Here is a 16,600-nt window from a genome sequence, read left to right on the forward strand (position 1 = left end):
GTCATGGCACGGGACTTCTACGAGGTGCTGGGCGTGTCGCGGACCGCGAGCCAGGACGAGATCCAGCAGGCATATCGCAAACTCGCCCGCAGGTACCACCCAGACGTCAACAAGGACCCCGAGGCGGAGGAGCGTTTCAAGGACCTCAACGAGGCATACAGCGTCCTGTCCGATCCCAAGACCCGGGCCCGCTACGACCGCTTCGGCGAGGACTTCCGGAAGATCCCCGAGGACTTCGACGAACGGGTCGCGGCCCGAGCCGGCGGCGGCTTCCGCGGTCGGAGGACCGCAGGCGGGGGCGGTCCTCGCGTCCGGTACGCCACCGGCTTCGGAGACGGCTTCGGCGCGGAGGGCATCGACGTCGAGGACCTGCTCGGCTCCATGTTCGGAGCCGGCGCCGCCCGAGGCGGCGTCCCTGGAGCGGACCAGGAGGCGGAACTGCCGCTCACTGTCGAGGAGGCGTACCGAGGCGGCCGTCGCACCGTCACACTCGCCGGTCCCACCGGGCAGCCGCGGCGGTACGAGGTCGACGTGCCGCCGGGCGTCACCGACGGGCAGCGCATCCGGCTGGCGGGTGAGGGTGGCCAGGGCAGTGGTGACGCCGCCGCGGGCGACCTGTACCTGCGGGTGCGTATCCAGCCCCACCCCCAATTCCGGCTGGACGGCCGTGACGTGCACGTCCAGGTCCCGATCGCCCCGTGGGAGGCGGCCCTGGGCGCGACCGTGCCGGTGCCCACGCCCGGCGGCGGCACGGCGAAGGTCACGGTGCCCGCGGGCTCGTCCAGCGGCCGGCGGCTGCGGCTGCGCGGCGAGGGCATGCCGAACCCGCGGGGCGCGAACGGCGACCTGTACGCCGAACTTCGCGTCATGGTGCCTCCCGCCCTCGGCGACCGGGAGCGCGAACTGTTCGAGGAGCTCGCCGCCACTTCCTCGTTCGACCCCAGGAGGACGCGATGAACGACCGACCCGCGGGAGCGGGGGGCATCGGCCGGGCCGACGTGGGCGCCCGTCCGGTACGAGCGGACGCCGACATCACCGCCTCGACGGCTGTCCGGTACGCGCTCGTCCCCGTCCCCAGGCTCTCCCTGGCCGCCGTGGCCCTTCGCTCGGGCCTCCACCCCGATCTGATCCGCCGGTTCGTCGCCCTCGGCCTGGTGGAGGCCGAACGAGACTCCGCGGGGCGACTGGTGTTCGACCCCACGGCCCCGGCGGTTCTCGCCCGTATCCAGCGGCTGCGCACCGGACTCTGCCTCAACTACGCATCCATCGGCCTGGTGCTCGACCTGCTCGACCGCATCAGCCTGCTCGAAGCCGCCCTGCGCGGCCGCGGCACGAGGAGTGAAACACCCCCATGGACATGAACCGTCTTACCCAGAAGTCGCAGGAAGCCCTCCAAGAGGCCCAGAGCGCGGCCGTCGGCATGGGGCACACCGAGGTCGACGGGGAACACCTGCTGCTCGCGCTTCTCGATCAGGAGGACGGTCTGATCCCGCGGTTGCTGCAACAGGCCGGCACGGAGCCGAAGGAGCTGCGCGCGGCCGTGCGCGAGGAACTCTCCCGCCGCCCGAAGGTCACCGGTCCCGGCGCGGCACCCGGCCAGGTCTTCGTCACCCAGCGCCTGTCCCGCCTGCTCGATACCGCCGAGCGGGAGGCCAAACGCCTCAAGGACGAGTACGTGTCCGTGGAGCACCTCCTGCTCGCCCTGGCCGAGGAGGGCTCGGCGACCGCCGCCGGACGCCTGCTCAAGGAGTACGGCGTGACCCGGGATTCGTTCCTGAGCGCGCTCACCCAGGTCCGCGGCAACCAGCGCGTCACCTCCGCCAACCCTGAAGTGGCCTATGAGGCTCTGGAGAAGTACGGCCGCGACCTGGTCCTCGAGGCCCGGTCCGGGCGGCTGGACCCGGTCATCGGCCGTGATGCGGAGATCCGCCGCGTCACCCAGATCCTCAGCCGCAAGACCAAGAACAACCCCGTCCTCATCGGCGATCCCGGCGTCGGCAAGACCGCCATCGTCGAGGGCCTGGCCCAGCGCATCGTTCGCGGCGACGTCCCCGAGGGCCTGCGCGACAAGACGGTGTTCGCTCTCGACATGGGCTCCCTGGTCGCCGGCGCCAAGTACCGGGGCGAGTTCGAGGAACGCCTCAAGGCCGTGCTGTCCGAGGTGAAGGCCGCCCAGGGACGCATCCTGCTCTTCGTCGACGAACTCCACACCGTGGTCGGCGCGGGCGCCGCCGAAGGGGCCATGGACGCGGGCAACATGCTCAAGCCGATGCTCGCCCGCGGCGAACTCCACATGATCGGCGCCACCACCCTCGACGAGTACCGCAAGCACATCGAGAAGGACGCCGCCCTCGAACGCCGCTTCCAGCAGGTGCTGGTCGACGAGCCGAGCGTGGAGGACACCATCTCCATCCTGCGCGGACTGCGCGAACGCCTGGAGGTCTTCCACGGCGTGAAGATCCAGGACACCGCGCTGGTCTCCGCGGCCACCCTCAGCCACCGCTACATCACCGACCGGTTCCTGCCCGACAAGGCCATCGACCTCGTCGACGAGGCGTGCGCCCGGCTGCGTACCGAGATCGACTCGATGCCCGCCGAACTCGACGAGATCACCCGCCGCGTCACCCGTCTGGAGATCGAGGAGGCGGCCCTGTCCAAGGAGACCGACGCCGCCAGCAAGCCTCGCCTGGAGGAACTGCGCAAGGAACTGGCCGACCTGCGCGGCGAGGCCGACGCCAAACACGCCCAGTGGGAGGCCGAACGGCAGGCCATCCGCCGCGTGCAGGAACTACGCCAGGAACTGGAGCAGGTCCGCCTCGAGGCGGAGGAGGCCGAACGCGCCTACGACCTCAACCGCGCCGCCGAACTCCGCTACGGCCGCCTCCAGGACCTGGAGCGCCGGCTGAAGGCCGAGGAGGAGCAACTGGCCGCCAAGCAGGGGCAGAACCGGCTGCTGCGCGAGGTCGTCACCGAGGAGGAGATCGCCGAGATCGTCGCCGCCTGGACCGGCATCCCCGTCGCCCGTCTCCAGGAGGGCGAACGCGAGAAACTGCTGCGCCTCGACGAGATCCTGCGCGAGCGCGTCATCGGCCAGGACGAGGCCGTCAAACTCGTCGCCGACGCCATCATCCGCGCCCGCTCCGGCATCCGCGACCCGCGCCGCCCCATCGGCTCGTTCATCTTCCTCGGTCCCACCGGCGTCGGGAAGACCGAGCTGGCCAAGACCCTCGCGGCGGCCCTGTTCGACTCCGAGGAGAACATGGTCCGCCTCGACATGAGTGAGTACCAGGAGCGGCACACCGTCAGCCGGCTCATGGGCGCACCACCCGGATACGTCGGCTACGAGGAAGGCGGCCAGCTCACCGAGGCCGTACGCCGCAAGCCGTACTCGGTCGTGCTGTTCGACGAGATCGAGAAGGCGCACACCGATGTCTTCAACACCCTGCTGCAGGTCCTCGACGACGGCCGCATCACCGACTCCCAGGGCCGCACCGTCGACTTCCGCAACACCGTGATCATCATGACGTCCAACATCGGCTCCGAGCACCTCCTCGACGGCGCCACCGCCGAGGGCGAGATCAAGCCCGACGCCCGGGCCCTGGTGATGGGCGAGCTGCGCGGGCACTTCCGCCCGGAGTTCCTCAACCGCGTCGACGACATCGTGCTGTTCAAGCCGCTCGGTGAGCGGCAGATCGAGCGGATCGTGGAGCTGCAGTTCGACGAACTGCGCCGCCGCCTCGCCGAACGCCGCATCACCGTCGAACTCACGGAAGTCGCCCGGGAGTTGATCGCCCACCAGGGCTACGACCCGGTGTACGGGGCCCGGCCGCTGCGCCGCTACATCTCGCACGAGGTCGAGACGATGGTCGGGCGCGCCCTGCTGCGCGGTGACGTCCAGGACGGCGCGACGGTCCGCGTCGACGCCGAACATGGAGAGCTGGTGGTCACCTACGACCAGCCCGAGGACGTGAAGGGAGCGCGGGCGGCATGAGCACGATGCAGGCGACGACCGTCAGATGTCCCCACTGCGGGCGCACCAACCGGGTGCCCGTGGCCGCGGAGGGCCGCCCCAACTGCGGCCACTGCAAGCAGCCCCTACCGTGGATGGTGGACGCGGGCGACGACGACTTCACCGAGGTCGCCGAGCGGGCCGACGTCCCCGTCGTGGTCGACCTGTGGGCCACCTGGTGCGGCCCCTGCCGCATGGTCAGCCCCGCACTGGAGAAGGTCGCCACCGATCTCGCCGGCCGCATCAAACTCGTCAAGGTCGACGTCGACAAGAACCCGCGACTGTCGCAGCGTTTCGAGGTCGAGGCCGTACCGACACTGCTGATCCTCGACCAGGGCGAGACGGTCGCCCGGCAGGCGGGGGCGGCGCCCGCCCCCGCTCTTCGCCGATGGGTGGAACAGTCGATCACCGCCCGGAAAAGGTGATCCGGATGACCCTGCACGCAGACCCCCACCTCGCGCTTGTCCGGCCGGTCCAGCCGCTGAGCCCAGAAGGGTGTCAGGAGTGTCTGATGCTCGGCTCCCCGTGGGTCCACCTGAGGCTCTGCCTGACCTGCGGGCACGTCGGCTGCTGCGACTCCTCACCGAACAAGCACGCGCGCAGGCACGCGTCTGCCGTCGCCCATCCGATCGTGCAGTCGTTCCAGCCCGGCGAGGAATGGCGCTGGTGCTACGTTCACGAGGCGTTCGTCTGATGTCCGGCAACCAGTCGCTGCCGGGCGGAGAACCGGTCCCGGAGAAAGCGGACGAGGCCGCCTTCTGGGAGACCCCGGACATCTACGGCGCGTACCCGCGCCTCACGGAGGACCAGACAGCACGTCTGGCGGAGCACGGGCAACGCCGGACCATGGCTCCCAACGACGTGCTGATCCGGGAGGGGGAGCGCTGCGAGACGTTCTTCGTCGTCCTCAGCGGTACCGTCGCCGTCGTCGAGGACTACGGCACTCCCGAGGAGCACGTGCTGCGCGTGCACGGCCCCGGTCGCTTCATCGGTGAACTCGGCCTGCTGTACGGACAAGTGGCCTTCTACACCGCTGTCGCCAGGGAGCCGGGCGAGGTTCTCGTCGTCTCCGTGGACCGGTTGCGCCGCCTGGTGTCCCAGGACTCCACCATCGGGGACGTCGTGCTGCGCGCCTGCCTGGGCCGTCGCGCGCTGCTCGTCGGACAGGGCGCCGGCTTCCGCATCATCGGCTCGCGCTACTCGCCCGACACCAGACGGCTGCGCGAGTTCGCCGTCCGCAACCGGCTGCCGCACCGCTGGATCGACCTGGAGACCGACGAGGAGGCCGAGGAGCTGCTGCGCCGCTTCGGCGTCGGTCCCGGGGAGACACCACTCGTCATCTGGCGGGACACCACCCTGTTGCGCAACCCCAGCAATGCGGAACTGGCCCGGCTCATCGGCCTGCCGTCACTACCCGCCGGAAACCGTCACGGCGACGTCCTCATCGTAGGCTCCGGACCCGCCGGCCTCGCCGCCGCGGTGTACGCCGCCTCCGAGGGCCTGAGCACCACGGTGGTGGAGGCGATGGCCACCGGCGGCCAGGCCGGCACGTCGTCCCGCATCGAGAATCTGCTCGGCTTCCCGTCCGGTATCTCCGGCGCCGAACTCACCGAACGCGCCGTGCTCCAGGCCGACAAGTTCGGCGCCAGGATCAGCCTTCCGCTGGAGGCGACCGGTCTCCATGCCAAGGACGACGACCACTACGTGGTGGCGTTCGCCGACGGCAGCGAGATCGCCGCCCGCGCCGTCGTCCTGGCCGTGGGTGCCCGCTACCGCCGGCTCCAGGTGCCCGGCATCGAACGCCTGGAGGGAACGAGCGTGCACTACTCGGCGACCGTCTACGAGGCCCAGCAGTGCCGCACCGACCCGGTGGCCGTCGTCGGCGGAGGCAACTCGGCGGGCCAGGCGGTCCTGTTCCTCGCCGGGTACGCGCCGAAGGTGCACCTGCTGGTCCGCGGAGCCAGCCTTGAGGCCAACATGTCCCGCTACCTGGTCGACCAGGTCGAGCACCATCCGCGGGTGGAGGTCATGCTGCACACCGAGGTCACCGAGGTCATCGGCCAGGAAGTGCTGGAGGAGCTCGACGTGGTCGACAACCGCACGGGCGGGCACCGCCGGCTCGCGGTACGGAGCCTGTTCGTCTTCACCGGCGCCGAACCTCACACCGAGTGGCTCGCCGGCATCATCGCCCTCGACTCCCGCGGCTTCGTCCTCACCGGGCCGGAGGCCCAGGAAGCCTGTGCCTACCCCGAGGTGTGGCACGGCCGCGGGCGCTCGTGCATGACCCTGGAGGCCAGCCTGCCCGGGGTCTTCGCGGTAGGGGACGTCCGTAGCGGCTCGGTGAAGCGGGTGGCCTCCGCGGCCGGTGAGGGCGCGATGGCCATCCACTTCGTGCACCGGCACCTGGGGCACTCGGCCGTACCCGGCACCACGGGCACGTCAGCTGTCGCGGGCCACTCGGACGTCTTCCCGCGCATACGTCACAAGGAGTCCGCATGGCTCGCATGACGAATGGCGGACGATGAGATTACGAGAAAGAAGAAGGAGACGGTTGGGATGGCCATGCCCGTCCGCCGCCACCGCGGTGGCGGCCTGCAGGAAAGGCCCGTCTGGGCGCCCACCCCTCTCAATCCCTGTCCGAGTTCGCCGAACTGCTCAACCAGATGAGCGGCCTGGTGGAGTCGACGGTGGGCGCGGCACCCGCGGTTGCGTGGACGCCTCTCGCGGACGTGTCGGAGTCCGAGGACGCGTTCCACATAGGGATCGAACTCCCCGGAGTGAAGAGCAGGGACATTGACGTAGAGGCCAACGGTCCCGAACTCGTGGTCACCGGAGAGATCAGGGAGCGGGAGCGCAAGGGCGTCCTGCGACGCAGCACCCGCCGCGTCGGAGCCTTCGAGTACCGTTTGCGGCTGCCCGGAGAGTTGGACACCCACAAAATCAAGGCTGAGATGCAGGACGGGCTGAGACGCGAGCGCCGCGGTTCCGGGCACCCAGCCGGGAATGCGGCCGGGCCGGCGAGGCTCGACACGCCTCACGGTGGCGGAGACGCGCTACGTGGCTCCTCACCGTTGGTGGTTCTTCCTGCTGGTCTCGCTGACCTTATTCGAGGCGTACGCGGGAGCGAACTCGGCCGGTCTGACGGTGAGCGAGGTCCTGAGAATTGCCGACCGCGCCGCCCGCCGCCGGGAGTAGGAGCCCGCCGTCACCGCCGGGCACCGGAGCGGGCAGCACCCTGTACTTGCCGAGGATGGCCGGCACCGTGGCACGGCAAGTCGTACGTCCGCCACGGCCGGACAACGCCTCGACGACGAGATCAACAGACAACCCACGCGCTCCGCTCCGGGCGCTTCCGACGTGCCCTGCGTAAGTCCGTGCGGGAGTCTCGGGCCAAGGGCCTTGCGAACGGCAGCTACGCGCCGGCGGACGGACCCGGTCGGCCCGACGGCGGCGCCTCGGGCGATCCCCATGACCAGCGGTGAGCAAGGCAGAAGGAAGTCAGCTACAAAATACGACGGATTCCTCGCCCGTGTGCGCGAGCGAGGCGAATACAACGACCAGGACGAAGCCGCGGACGTCACCAACGCCGTGCTGGAAGTGCTGGCCCAACGGATCAGCCCGGGAGAGATCAAGGACCTCGCATCCCAGCTGCCCGGCCCGCTGGGACAAGTGCTGGACCGTGCCGCGCCGCAGCGGGCGCGAAGCTTCGTGTGGTGCCCCTCGCCTGCTTCGGCGATTCGCATGGCGTTGTCCCTCATCAGGCGGTTGGCTCATCCCTGTCAGCTCGGGCTGCTGGTGACACTGAGCAACCGTGTTCGGAGGCCGCCGGGGGGAGTGAAGCGCGCTGCGACGCAGGTCGGCCGGCACCGAGTCAGCATGCCATGAACCCCGTGCTGGTTCCGTGCTGACTTCGAAGGCCGGAATCACAGAAAACCGCAGGTCCTAGCCCCGATCGAATGAGTTGTCGTACCACTCGATGGTGGTGCCGATGAGGCTGGCGGCGACGATTCTGGGGAGACTGGCGCGGGGTGGGGGAGCGGTGGTTCCGGAGGCCATGGGCGCCACTTCCTCGTGTGCGGTGGGGACGGGTACGTGTCGGCACACGGTAGGAAGATGCAGGTCAGGGGCACATGTGGCGGCACACCATAGTTCGGCGGCTGACTGTGCGTGCGGCCACCATGCCGACTTGCGGACAGGCGGTTCAGGGGCTCGGAGGCGATCGAAACGCATGCCATCCGGGACGCGTAGTTCGGGGTGTTTTGACGGTGCGGTGCTGACTCCCGTGCTGACTTGGTGCTGACTGCGCTGCGTTGAACTCGGACATCTGGGGTTGATCGGTTCAGAGGCATTGTGTGGTGGGTGATCGGCTGAGAGACCGCGCCCGACAGCGCCGCTCAGTCTCTGCGGGCACAGGAAAGGCCCTGCGGCGGGAGTCGACACAGTTGGTGAGAGGCGTGTCGGCATGACCACACCGGCCCCTCAAGCCGCGTGACCGAACCTGTCACCCTAACCTGGATCAGACCCCATCACGGGGGCCTGATCCAGCCAGCCGTCGCCATCATCCGCAGTACCGACCGGGCGGGTCCCACCGCGACAGTCATTCAGTCAGTGCGTCGCGGTGATGGGAAGCCAGGACTTCTTGCGGGCGGACATCCGGCCTGCCGGCCAGCAGCCGCGGGCCCTCGGCGCGGAGGATGGCCGCTCTTTGAACGTGGTCCGAGCCGGTGGTACCCGTTGCGCCGGGACCACTGGCTTCCGGCCACAGCCATGCTGTGCATGGTTGTCGCGCGGTGGGGGTCAGAGATGACGCGCCACGAAATCGGCCACCTGGGTGCCGAGTTGCTGGCCCGCGCGGTTGTCGAGGGAGGTGTGCTGGCCGGACCAGATCCGGCTGAGCCACGCTTCGGTGGCGGCGTCCTGGAAGCCGGCGAAGGTTCGGGTGACGCCCTTCGACGTCACCGCGAGATGATGGCGCGCACCGTAGAACCCGGCGAGCGTCGTTGCCGCCGCCTGGCTGAGAGCACCGTGAGCGCCGGGATAGGACGGATCCGGTGCGGTCGGCAGCAGGGGGGTCCAGTGGGGATCACCGACGATGCCCGGGTTGTAGTGCGTGCCGCCGAGCCGGATGGCGGTGACGGGCCGCCATACACGGTAGGCGTACTTGGCGTCGTACATCGCGATCGCGGTGTCGGCGAGGGACAGGTCGAGCCGGGCGAAGACCTTCACCGCCTTCTCCAGGCTCGCGTTCTGGGAGGTGACAAGGCCCTGCGCGACCTGGTTCCAGACGTTCCAGACGGGCGCCGCCGCCCAGAACTTCGCAGCTGCCGTCTGATCGGCGGTGCGGGTGGTACTGGTCTTGCTCCCCAGGCTCTTGACCTCGTTCAAAGCGGTGGCGTACGCGGCGCCGCTCACGGCCGGCGGCGCTGCCGGGCGGAACTGGCGTCCGCTGGCCAGCACGAACGGCTTGACCGAGCCCCAGTTGGTGAACACCGGTGCCGGGAAGGCCGGCGGGGTGGGCCGGTAGTCACCGGCCTTGTCGCCGGGGCGGAACCGCGGCGGCTTGGCCGAGGACCCGTCGTGGGACCGCAGGCTGATCAGTCGGCGGGCGACCTCGGCTCCCACACCGATGCCAGCCTGCTTGCCCGGGCCGCCCGGAATCGCGGACAACTGGCTGCTGAGCCGCTGGTCCACGCCTGCGCGCTTGGCCGGGTACAGGGCGGCCAGCACATCGTGGGCTGCCTGGTCCGCCGCGGCATCCGCACGAGCGCCTCCTGGCGCCGACACCGAGAACACGTAGGCGGGGCCAGCCCGGGTGATCGATACCACGGCGTCGTACTCGGCGGCCTGGAGAAGCGCGAAGCTGCGCGTGGGCTGGACGGTGGACGGCTGCGCCTTCGGATCGCCGAGTATGGTGATGAGCTCGCGGTTCCACTGCACGACCGAGACCCCCGACCCCCTCGCGGTTGTGCGCAGGGCCGGCGAGTGAGCGGTGGTGAACCCGAAGGCCGGGCTGGTGAGTCCGGCTGCCAGCGCGGTTCCGGCAAGTATGGCGAGTGTCTTCTGCTTTCCACCCATGTTCTGTGGCTCCTTGTTTCTGGTGGCGGGTTGTGGCACCTGGCGGTCATGCACGTGGCTCATCCGGGCCGGCCACGCGAGTGTGATGGTGTCGGGGTGGTGCGGGCCGGCCGGCAGGCCGGGATGGCGGCGGTCGTGGAGGAGGAGTTGTTCGGCGGTCTCTGCGGCAGCCGCGACCGGGCCGGGGCCGGGTGGGCCATCGGGTCCATGAGGGCGGCCCGCCGTAGCAGCCAGGCGCGTTCGGCGGCCGTCGCATCGGTCGGGGGCCGGTGAGGGGCCTGGCCTGGCGGCCGTCGCGTTCGGCTCCGAGGACGAGCACTTGGTGCATCCCGCGGCGCAGATCCGGCGCATTCGTATATGCCTCGTGCGAGGGCGGGGCGTCGATGCCCTTGCCGCTGTTCGGGGTGGCGTCCACGCTCACACCTCCGCCGGTACGCAGGGGCCGGCGCCGCAGCGTCGACACAGCACCGTGTCGTGGTGGGGGCCGCCGTGGTAGAGGGCCGATGGGCGTGCCGTGGACCGCATGGGGACGTGGGCCGGGCCCGGGCAGCCGTCGATGGGGCACGGCTTGTGGGTCGCGAAGGCCCACTCGGCTCGGGCTTCGGGTGCCCCGGCGCCGCGGCCGACCCCGGTAGCCCGTCGCTGTGCGGCGGTGCCGGCCCCGGCAGGGGGTCGCAGCTCGTGAGGAGCGTACGGCCCGGTCATGGCGAGCACCTCAGGCAGGCGCGGACTTCGCGGCCGCTGCGTGTCTGGTGGGTCTCGGTCGACTGGGCGAGGTACTGGACGATGCCGGTGCCACGACCGTGTTCATCGGGGGCGAGGTCGGGGCGATGGCGTTCCACGGCCGCGCCGGAGTCAGTGACCACAATGTGCAGAGTGCCGTGGTCGAGGGTGAGCAGCAGGGTCATGCGCTCATGGCCGTACTGGGCGGCGTTGGTGGCGAGTTCGTCGACGATGAGGACGGCGGAGTCCCGCTCGCTCGTGGGCACACTCCAGGTCTCCAGCAGATCGGCCGCGAAGTGACGGGCGGCGGAGACGTGCGCCTCCTGCGCCGGCAGGGTGAGCAGTGCCTGGCGGCGGCAGGGCCGGCCGGGCAGTGAAGTCGGGCTGGCGGAATCGGTCACAAACATGGTCTTCTGGCTCTTCTGTCGATGTGTGGAGACCGGAACGGGGTGACCGCAAACAATTTCGGGGGCGGTCGATAGGCCGGATCCTGATCCTTTATGGGCGCGCTCATTCAGTTCCACGGACGACGTATGCCGGACGGTTCGAGCTGTTCGCCTCTTTTGTTCGGATTCTTGCGAGTCATGGCAATGTCGGCGCCTGTCTGGGCTCAGCCGCCTCTGCCCAGAGCTCACGGCCGGACGGGCACCGGGAGCTCGGTCCCCTCGCCCGTGGTCTTCCGGACGGCCCTGCGGAGCGTCGCGCCGTAGAGCGGGACGGACATCCCTGCCCGCATTCCGGCTGGGTCGCGGCCCTCGGTGTGCAGACGTGCTGGATCCTCTTCTCCGGGCTGTACGGACTTCGGGGAAAGGAAGAGTCGTGCACGCCCCGTCGGCCCACCCATGCATGAAGTCGGCTGCGGACTGGGCCGGTTCGCCGGAGCGGGGGCGAGAGCGACCAGGGCCCGGAAACCGTCGGAGCGTCGCGGGAAGGACCAAGGCACTGGCTTTCGCCTCCCCGGCGGAAGTTGAGCTGTATGCCGCAGGCCCCCCGCACAGCCGTGCCCGCCCGTGTGCGCAGCCGGCATCCGAGGAGCTCGGCGCGGGATGGCCGGCCTGCCACTGCGGACGTCGCGTGACGGAAGCGGGCCAGAGCCCCACGACCGAGCTGCAGAACTGCCCCGATACCGACGCAGTCGCCCGATGACAGGTCGTGCAGGCGAAGCAGCCGCAGCAGCTGACCGGCCCCGCGATGTGTGGCACCACGGCGGACAGATTGGTCGGGTGGTTGCTTGAAGCCGCCCGGACGGCCCGCTGGTCGTGCACACGGATGGCCTTCACCTTGATCAGCCTGGCCGCGGGGGTGATCCTTCCCGGCCGGTGACGGCCGCATCGACCATCAGCCGCCTCCGCGCGCTTGGTGCCGATCAGCCCTCGGCCATAGAGGTGCCGGTGTCGGCCTCCGACGCCGCCGCTCATCGGACGGGAGCCCTTGTCGGACCGTCTCACCGATCCCGGAGCCGTGCGGTGTGGCGGAATCGGCGGACGATGGTGGTCACGAGCATGCCTGTACAGCCGGCGGCATGAGCAGAAGCCGTCTTCGACGGCCATTGACTGGACGTCCTGTGCGTGCTCTTCCAACCCGGTTCACCGGTCTTGAGCCGGCCCGGTGGTTGTCGACTGCCCGGTCCCCCTCCCCGCTGACGGCCCGGCCTCTCGAAGGCGACGTCTTCTTGGCCTCTTGTGTCACCATGCGCTCACACCCGACTGCTGTCGTCATGTCACTGGGCGGCCGGGCCATCCTGTGACATGACCGGCATGGCCCGGCCTCACGCCCGGATGGTGACCAGCTTCTGGCCGTTGCCTGCGAGGATCTCAAAGTGTTCGATGGACCCCGGAGCCATGGGAAGCGATCCTGGGATCCTGGTGCCGGGCGGGTAATGGCCTGCCCGCCAGGTAGCGCCGTCCGTCCTGGCCCCGCCGGGCCCGACCGCCTGTAGCCGGCAGGTGATTCCAGCGGGTGCCCCCCCGGCGGAGATCTGCAGGACACTGCCCCAGGCAGAGGGCGAGACCTTCACCGAGGCCGTGACGCCGGTGGTGGGATCGCTTCCGGAGAAGGTGCGCGAGACCGTCGGCGCGGTCGGCCCGGGGGGCCCCGCCTGACTGCCCACGGATCCGATGGTCGCCAACCATGTGCCGCCGGCCGCTGCCGCGATGAGCGTCAGCGAGACTGCGGCGCCGGCCAGTTGCAGACGCCAGGACTTGCGGCGCCTGGCCGCGGCCTGCTGGAGCAGCCTCTCCAGCACACCCCCCTCCGGCGTCCGTGACGCCGCGGGCGCGGTGAGCTGCTCGGGCAGGGAGCCGTGCGCGCTTTCGGCTGCCCGTGCCACCAGCCGGTCGGTCAGGTCACTGTCGCCCGTCGGCACCGTCCGGCCCGAGGCTTCGGCTTCGGTCACCGTTGCCAGCAGCGCAGGCAATTCCGCCAGCTGGGCGTGTTCGGCCCGGCATTCGGCGCATGCCGCGAGGTGGGCGCGCACCTGTTCCGCTTCCGCCGAGGGCAGCGTGCCCAGGACGTGTGCTCCCAGCGCCAGCCGGAGGGCGTCGTGCTCCGCACTCATGGTCGCCGCCTCCTTCCCGCCGCGGTCATGGCTCGATACCCCGTTCCTGCAGCGCCAGCCGCAGGGCGTGCAGGGCGTAGTACGTCCGCGACTTCACGGTGCCCAGCGGGATGCCCAGAATCTGTGCGGCCTCCGCCATCGTCCGGCCCCGGTAGTAGGTCTCCAGCAGGACGGCGCGGTGGTCCGGGGACAGCGACCGCACGGCGTCGGCAACCGCCCAGCTCTGCAGTGCCTGCTCGATCTCGTCCTTGCCCGGTTGCTGCTGGGCGGCACGCTCCAACACATCGCCGCCGGCCTCGGCCGGCCTGGATTGCCGGGCCCGGTGGGCGTCGATGACCAGGTGCCGGGCGACCGTACACAGCCATGCCCGGGCCGGGCCGCGTGCGGGGTCGAACGCGGCGGGATGCTGCCACGCCCGCAGCAGTGTCTCCTGCACCACGTCCTCTGCCCATTGCCAGTCTCCCGAGGTCAGTCGCAGCACGTAATGGAAGAGGGGTCCTGCGTGCTCCGCGTACAGAGTGCGCAGCAGTTCCTCATCTGCGGTCGATAGAGTCCCTCTACCAGAGACACGGTCCGCGGAGCGATCCGGATCGGTCCTTGGACCGTGTCTTCGGGAACTCCAGGGCATAGGCCGATCATCGCGTATGTACACCGCTTTGTCCTGCGCGAGCAGCTCCGTGCCAGTCACGCTCTGTGAGCGTCGCGCGGGGGATGTCCTTGCCGCGCGTTACGGCCTCGCCAGGGTCAAGCGTGCGTGAGGCCCGGGAGTCAGCTGATCTGCAGCGCCCCAAAGATATTCCACAAAAGGTGCATATCCACCGAACCGCAGGACCCTCACCGTCCGTGGAGACGAACAAGAACCGACCTTACGTCGCAACTCCTCACCGCTTTCCTGTACGGCAAAGGATGGAACAGAGGTGACCGAAATGCATCATGCGACGCCGCCGCTCTCGCCACCGGCCACGCTCACCCCGCCCCCGTGCATCGAAGCCGGTGCCACCTTGCAGCCCCGGCCCGTGCCCGGCGCACATCACGGCGACGGCCCTACTCAGGGCGACCGGGGGCTGCGTGACCACCGGGGCGGCGCTCCAGGCGGGTCAGTGTGCACATCGCCCGTATGGGCGACGACGCCGACCTGCCCGGAGTCACTCGCGACCGCCTGCTCGGGGGAACTGCCGCGTGCCGCCTGCATCTTCGTGGCGCGGCAGGGTGGATGCGCGGGCGCGGGCGCGGGCGCGTCGAGGCGGGTGGCCGGCGCGGGACAGCATCCATGCTCGATCGCTGTGTCCATCAGGGGCGCGTGCCCCTGAACACGGCATCCGCCACACATCCCTGCGGTTGCGTGCATCCGAGCCGGTGCAGTTCCTGTCTCTGCCTGATCAGTGAAGAACGGACGCCATGTACTTGAACCCTCACCCACCAGGTCGTCGATCACGTGCCGCGGCCGGGCTGGCCGTCGCCACCATTGCCACTGCCGGTGCCCTGGGACTCCTCAGCTCATGCGGCCAGTCGTCGCATGCCTCGCCCATCGGTGCCGGCGCCATCACGCCCGGTCCAGGTCAGCATCAGACGGCTGGAATACCCGGTGCCACGGGGTCAGGGAAGGCGGTGGGCTCCGCTCCCGGCGACTCCCCGATGCCTCGCATGAGCATGCCCATGAGTCCCTCGAGTACGGGCCCGGCTGCCGCGCCGGTGGCCGGGAATACCGTGGCGATCAAGAACTTCGCGTTCTCCCCGGCCACGCTGAAGGTCAAGGCGGGCACGACGGTGGCGTGGACGAATCAGGACACCGACGCCCACACCGTCACCAGCGCCGGATCGGGCGGCCCCATGCATTCGGTCGCCCTGGCCACCCACGCCACCTACAGCTACACGTTCACCAAACCCGGCACCTACGCCTACCTCTGCACCATCCATCCGTTCATGACCGCCACCGTGGAGGTGACCTGATGACCGACTACTACGACACCCACGACGGGGCACCGGCCGACGACGCCGGTCGGCCTGAAACCGAACACGGTATGACTCAACGTCAACTCATCCGGCACGCAGGGTGGTTCAGCGGAGCGGTGGTCCTGACCGTGGCCAGTGGAGAGGTGATCAGCCACATCGCGGACTCCCACGACACCAACGCCGGGGCCGCCGCCGGGGCCGTCGCAGCGGGAAGCGGCGCGCTGCGGTTCGTGCAGGTCCCCGACAGCCATATCGGGTTCCAGGGCCCGGCGAACATGGACGTGGCCTTCATCGCCCTGGTCAACACTCTGAGCCTGGAGAAACTCGGGCACCTCGGCAACGCGCGGATCGACTTCGTACGCAAGGACCTGGCGGGACTGCCATCGGACACCCCCGTCGTGATCTTCAGCCACATCCCGCTGTTCGCCATGTACCCGCAGTGGGGCTGGAGCACCGACGACGCTCTCAAGGTCATCGCCCTTCTGCGCCGCTTCTCCTCCGTCACCTGTCTCAACGGGCACGTCCATCAGCTGTTCACCAAGACAGAGGGCAACATCACCTTCCACTCCGCCACCACCACCGCCTACCCCCTGCCCCAACCGGGCCGCGCCCCCGCCCCCACGCCCCAGGTGCTCCCTGCCCGACAACTCAGAGACGCACTCGGCATCCGCAGCGTCGGCTACCGCCGAGGCGATCGCGAACTGGCCGTCAAGGACCAGAGGCTGGCATGAGCACACAAAGATTCCTCGTCCCCGCCCTGCGGGCAGCGACCGCCGCAACCCTCGCCGCGGGCGGATACATCCACGCCCAGCTCTACACCGGCGGGTACCGCTTCATCCACATCATCGGCCCCCTGTTCCTGCTTCAGGCCAGCGCATCCTTCGCCCTCGCTGCCCTGCTGCTGATCGGGACACCACCCCCGCTGCTGAGGATCGCCGAGGCAGGCGTCGCGCTCGGCGCCCTCGGCGGCTTCACCGCTTCGCGCACCATAGGCGTCTTCGGATTCACCGAGCGCGGTCTGCAGCCAGCGCCACAGGCCGTCCTCAGCCTCCTCGCCGAAACCGGCACGCTGCTGCTCCTCGCCATCTGGCAGGTGAGTGTGGCCAGGCAACGCCGCGCTGTCCGACCGCCCGTCAGTACACCCATCTGGAACCGAGCCATCACCCGAACACCACCCGACTGAACCACCATCACCGGTCTCGGCGGTGAAGCCGTTGGGGAGTGTCAACATGGCGCTGTTCCGCGTCTTCATCGGGTCCAGGACCTCCTGGAGGATGGGCTGG

At 69.7% G+C, this 16,600-nt stretch carries 15 protein-coding genes and 1 pseudogene; 12 read left to right on the forward strand and 4 right to left on the reverse strand.

What is annotated here, in order from left to right; all coding sequences use genetic code 11:
* Positions 1-3: 3 nt before the first annotated feature.
* From IO33_RS0105270 to IO33_RS46970, 9 genes and pseudogenes are all read left to right on the forward strand, one after another.
* Positions 4-957 (forward strand): DnaJ C-terminal domain-containing protein, encoded by a 954-nt coding sequence (locus tag IO33_RS0105270; protein ID WP_031160770.1) that lies wholly within the window; start codon positions 4-6, stop codon positions 955-957.
* The gene (locus IO33_RS0105275) at positions 954-1,361 is read left to right on the forward strand and encodes a chaperone modulator CbpM (RefSeq protein WP_031160772.1); all 408 of its coding nucleotides are present in this window, start codon (positions 954-956) and stop codon (positions 1,359-1,361) included. Before IO33_RS0105270 ends, IO33_RS0105275 begins: the two co-directional genes overlap by 4 nt.
* Complete coding sequence (gene clpB, locus IO33_RS0105280) at positions 1,352-3,991, forward strand: ATP-dependent chaperone ClpB (RefSeq protein WP_031160774.1); 2,640 nt, start codon at positions 1,352-1,354, stop codon at positions 3,989-3,991. The genes IO33_RS0105275 and clpB overlap by 10 nt, the downstream gene beginning before the upstream one ends.
* On the forward strand, positions 3,988-4,434 hold the full coding sequence (gene trxA / locus IO33_RS0105285) for a thioredoxin (protein WP_031160776.1): 447 nt from the start codon (positions 3,988-3,990) through the stop codon (positions 4,432-4,434). The genes clpB and trxA overlap by 4 nt, the downstream gene beginning before the upstream one ends.
* 5 nt (positions 4,435-4,439) lie before the next feature.
* A complete protein-coding gene (locus IO33_RS0105290) occupies positions 4,440-4,703 on the forward strand; it encodes a UBP-type zinc finger domain-containing protein (protein ID WP_031160778.1) in 264 nt (87 codons plus the stop codon).
* Positions 4,703-6,517, forward strand: coding sequence for an FAD-dependent oxidoreductase (locus IO33_RS0105295; RefSeq protein ID WP_031160780.1), 1,815 nt, complete (start codon positions 4,703-4,705; stop codon positions 6,515-6,517). The genes IO33_RS0105290 and IO33_RS0105295 overlap by 1 nt, the downstream gene beginning before the upstream one ends.
* A 155-nt stretch (positions 6,518-6,672) precedes the next feature.
* A pseudogene (locus IO33_RS52185) lies at positions 6,673-6,915 on the forward strand (Hsp20/alpha crystallin family protein); the annotation flags it as partial.
* Positions 6,916-7,066: 151 nt separating this feature from the next.
* The gene (locus IO33_RS51060) at positions 7,067-7,204 is read left to right on the forward strand and encodes a hypothetical protein (protein WP_167349429.1); all 138 of its coding nucleotides are present in this window, start codon (positions 7,067-7,069) and stop codon (positions 7,202-7,204) included.
* A 273-nt stretch (positions 7,205-7,477) separates the two neighbouring features.
* Positions 7,478-7,894 carry a DUF2267 domain-containing protein gene (locus tag IO33_RS46970; RefSeq protein WP_078963326.1) on the forward strand — a complete coding sequence of 139 codons (417 nt, stop codon included), beginning with the start codon at positions 7,478-7,480 and terminating at the stop codon, positions 7,892-7,894.
* A gap of 912 nt (positions 7,895-8,806) precedes the next feature.
* Here IO33_RS46970 and IO33_RS0105315 read toward each other — a convergent pair.
* The 4 genes from IO33_RS0105315 to IO33_RS0105345 form a co-directional block, all read right to left on the reverse strand.
* Positions 8,807-10,084 carry a vanadium-dependent haloperoxidase gene (locus IO33_RS0105315; RefSeq protein ID WP_031160783.1) on the reverse strand — a complete coding sequence of 426 codons (1,278 nt, stop codon included), beginning with the start codon at positions 10,082-10,084 and terminating at the stop codon, positions 8,807-8,809.
* A gap of 701 nt (positions 10,085-10,785) precedes the next feature.
* Positions 10,786-11,208 (reverse strand): ATP-binding protein, encoded by a 423-nt coding sequence (locus tag IO33_RS45790; protein ID WP_031160785.1) that lies wholly within the window; start codon positions 11,206-11,208, stop codon positions 10,786-10,788.
* Positions 11,209-12,575: 1,367 nt separating this feature from the next.
* Positions 12,576-13,364 carry an anti-sigma factor family protein gene (locus IO33_RS0105340; RefSeq protein WP_031160787.1) on the reverse strand — a complete coding sequence of 263 codons (789 nt, stop codon included), beginning with the start codon at positions 13,362-13,364 and terminating at the stop codon, positions 12,576-12,578.
* Positions 13,365-13,389: 25 nt separating this feature from the next.
* Positions 13,390-13,992, reverse strand: a complete 603-nt coding sequence (locus IO33_RS0105345) for a sigma-70 family RNA polymerase sigma factor (protein ID WP_078963328.1) — start codon at positions 13,990-13,992, stop codon at positions 13,390-13,392.
* A 1,028-nt stretch (positions 13,993-15,020) separates the two neighbouring features.
* Here IO33_RS0105345 and IO33_RS0105350 point away from each other — a divergent pair.
* Genes IO33_RS0105350 through IO33_RS0105360 form a run of 3 tightly spaced genes read left to right on the forward strand, consistent with a single transcriptional unit; the run spans position 15,021 to position 16,500 of the window.
* Entirely contained in the window at positions 15,021-15,314 is a 294-nt protein-coding gene (locus tag IO33_RS0105350) for a plastocyanin/azurin family copper-binding protein (RefSeq protein ID WP_031160792.1), read from the forward strand.
* Complete coding sequence (locus tag IO33_RS0105355; protein WP_037684899.1) at positions 15,314-16,048, forward strand: metallophosphoesterase family protein; 735 nt, start codon at positions 15,314-15,316, stop codon at positions 16,046-16,048. Before IO33_RS0105350 ends, IO33_RS0105355 begins: the two co-directional genes overlap by 1 nt.
* Entirely contained in the window at positions 16,045-16,500 is a 456-nt protein-coding gene (locus IO33_RS0105360; protein ID WP_031160797.1) for a hypothetical protein, read from the forward strand. Before IO33_RS0105355 ends, IO33_RS0105360 begins: the two co-directional genes overlap by 4 nt.
* The last annotated feature ends 100 nt before the right edge of the window (positions 16,501-16,600 follow it).

The sequence above is a fragment of the Streptomyces durhamensis genome, assembly GCF_000725475.1.
Classification (GTDB): domain Bacteria; phylum Actinomycetota; class Actinomycetes; order Streptomycetales; family Streptomycetaceae; genus Streptomyces; species Streptomyces filipinensis.

Excerpts from the sequence above, each read along its gene's own strand:
- IO33_RS0105270 (WP_031160770.1), top strand. The coding sequence starts at position 4 with ATGGCACGGGACTTCTACGAGGTGCTGGGCGTGTCGCGGACCGCGAGC.
- IO33_RS0105275 (WP_031160772.1), top strand. The coding sequence starts at position 954 with ATGAACGACCGACCCGCGGGAGCGGGGGGCATCGGCCGGGCCGACGTG.
- clpB (WP_031160774.1), top strand. The coding sequence starts at position 1,352 with ATGGACATGAACCGTCTTACCCAGAAGTCGCAGGAAGCCCTCCAAGAG.
- trxA (WP_031160776.1), top strand. The coding sequence starts at position 3,988 with ATGAGCACGATGCAGGCGACGACCGTCAGATGTCCCCACTGCGGGCGC.
- IO33_RS0105290 (WP_031160778.1), top strand. The coding sequence starts at position 4,440 with ATGACCCTGCACGCAGACCCCCACCTCGCGCTTGTCCGGCCGGTCCAG.
- IO33_RS0105295 (WP_031160780.1), top strand. The coding sequence starts at position 4,703 with ATGTCCGGCAACCAGTCGCTGCCGGGCGGAGAACCGGTCCCGGAGAAA.
- IO33_RS46970 (WP_078963326.1), top strand. The coding sequence starts at position 7,478 with ATGACCAGCGGTGAGCAAGGCAGAAGGAAGTCAGCTACAAAATACGAC.
- IO33_RS0105315 (WP_031160783.1), bottom strand. The coding sequence starts at position 10,084 with ATGGGTGGAAAGCAGAAGACACTCGCCATACTTGCCGGAACCGCGCTG.
- IO33_RS0105340 (WP_031160787.1), bottom strand. The coding sequence starts at position 13,364 with ATGAGTGCGGAGCACGACGCCCTCCGGCTGGCGCTGGGAGCACACGTC.
- IO33_RS0105345 (WP_078963328.1), bottom strand. The coding sequence starts at position 13,992 with ATGCCCTGGAGTTCCCGAAGACACGGTCCAAGGACCGATCCGGATCGC.
- IO33_RS0105350 (WP_031160792.1), top strand. The coding sequence starts at position 15,021 with ATGAGTCCCTCGAGTACGGGCCCGGCTGCCGCGCCGGTGGCCGGGAAT.
- IO33_RS0105355 (WP_037684899.1), top strand. The coding sequence starts at position 15,314 with ATGACCGACTACTACGACACCCACGACGGGGCACCGGCCGACGACGCC.
- IO33_RS0105360 (WP_031160797.1), top strand. The coding sequence starts at position 16,045 with ATGAGCACACAAAGATTCCTCGTCCCCGCCCTGCGGGCAGCGACCGCC.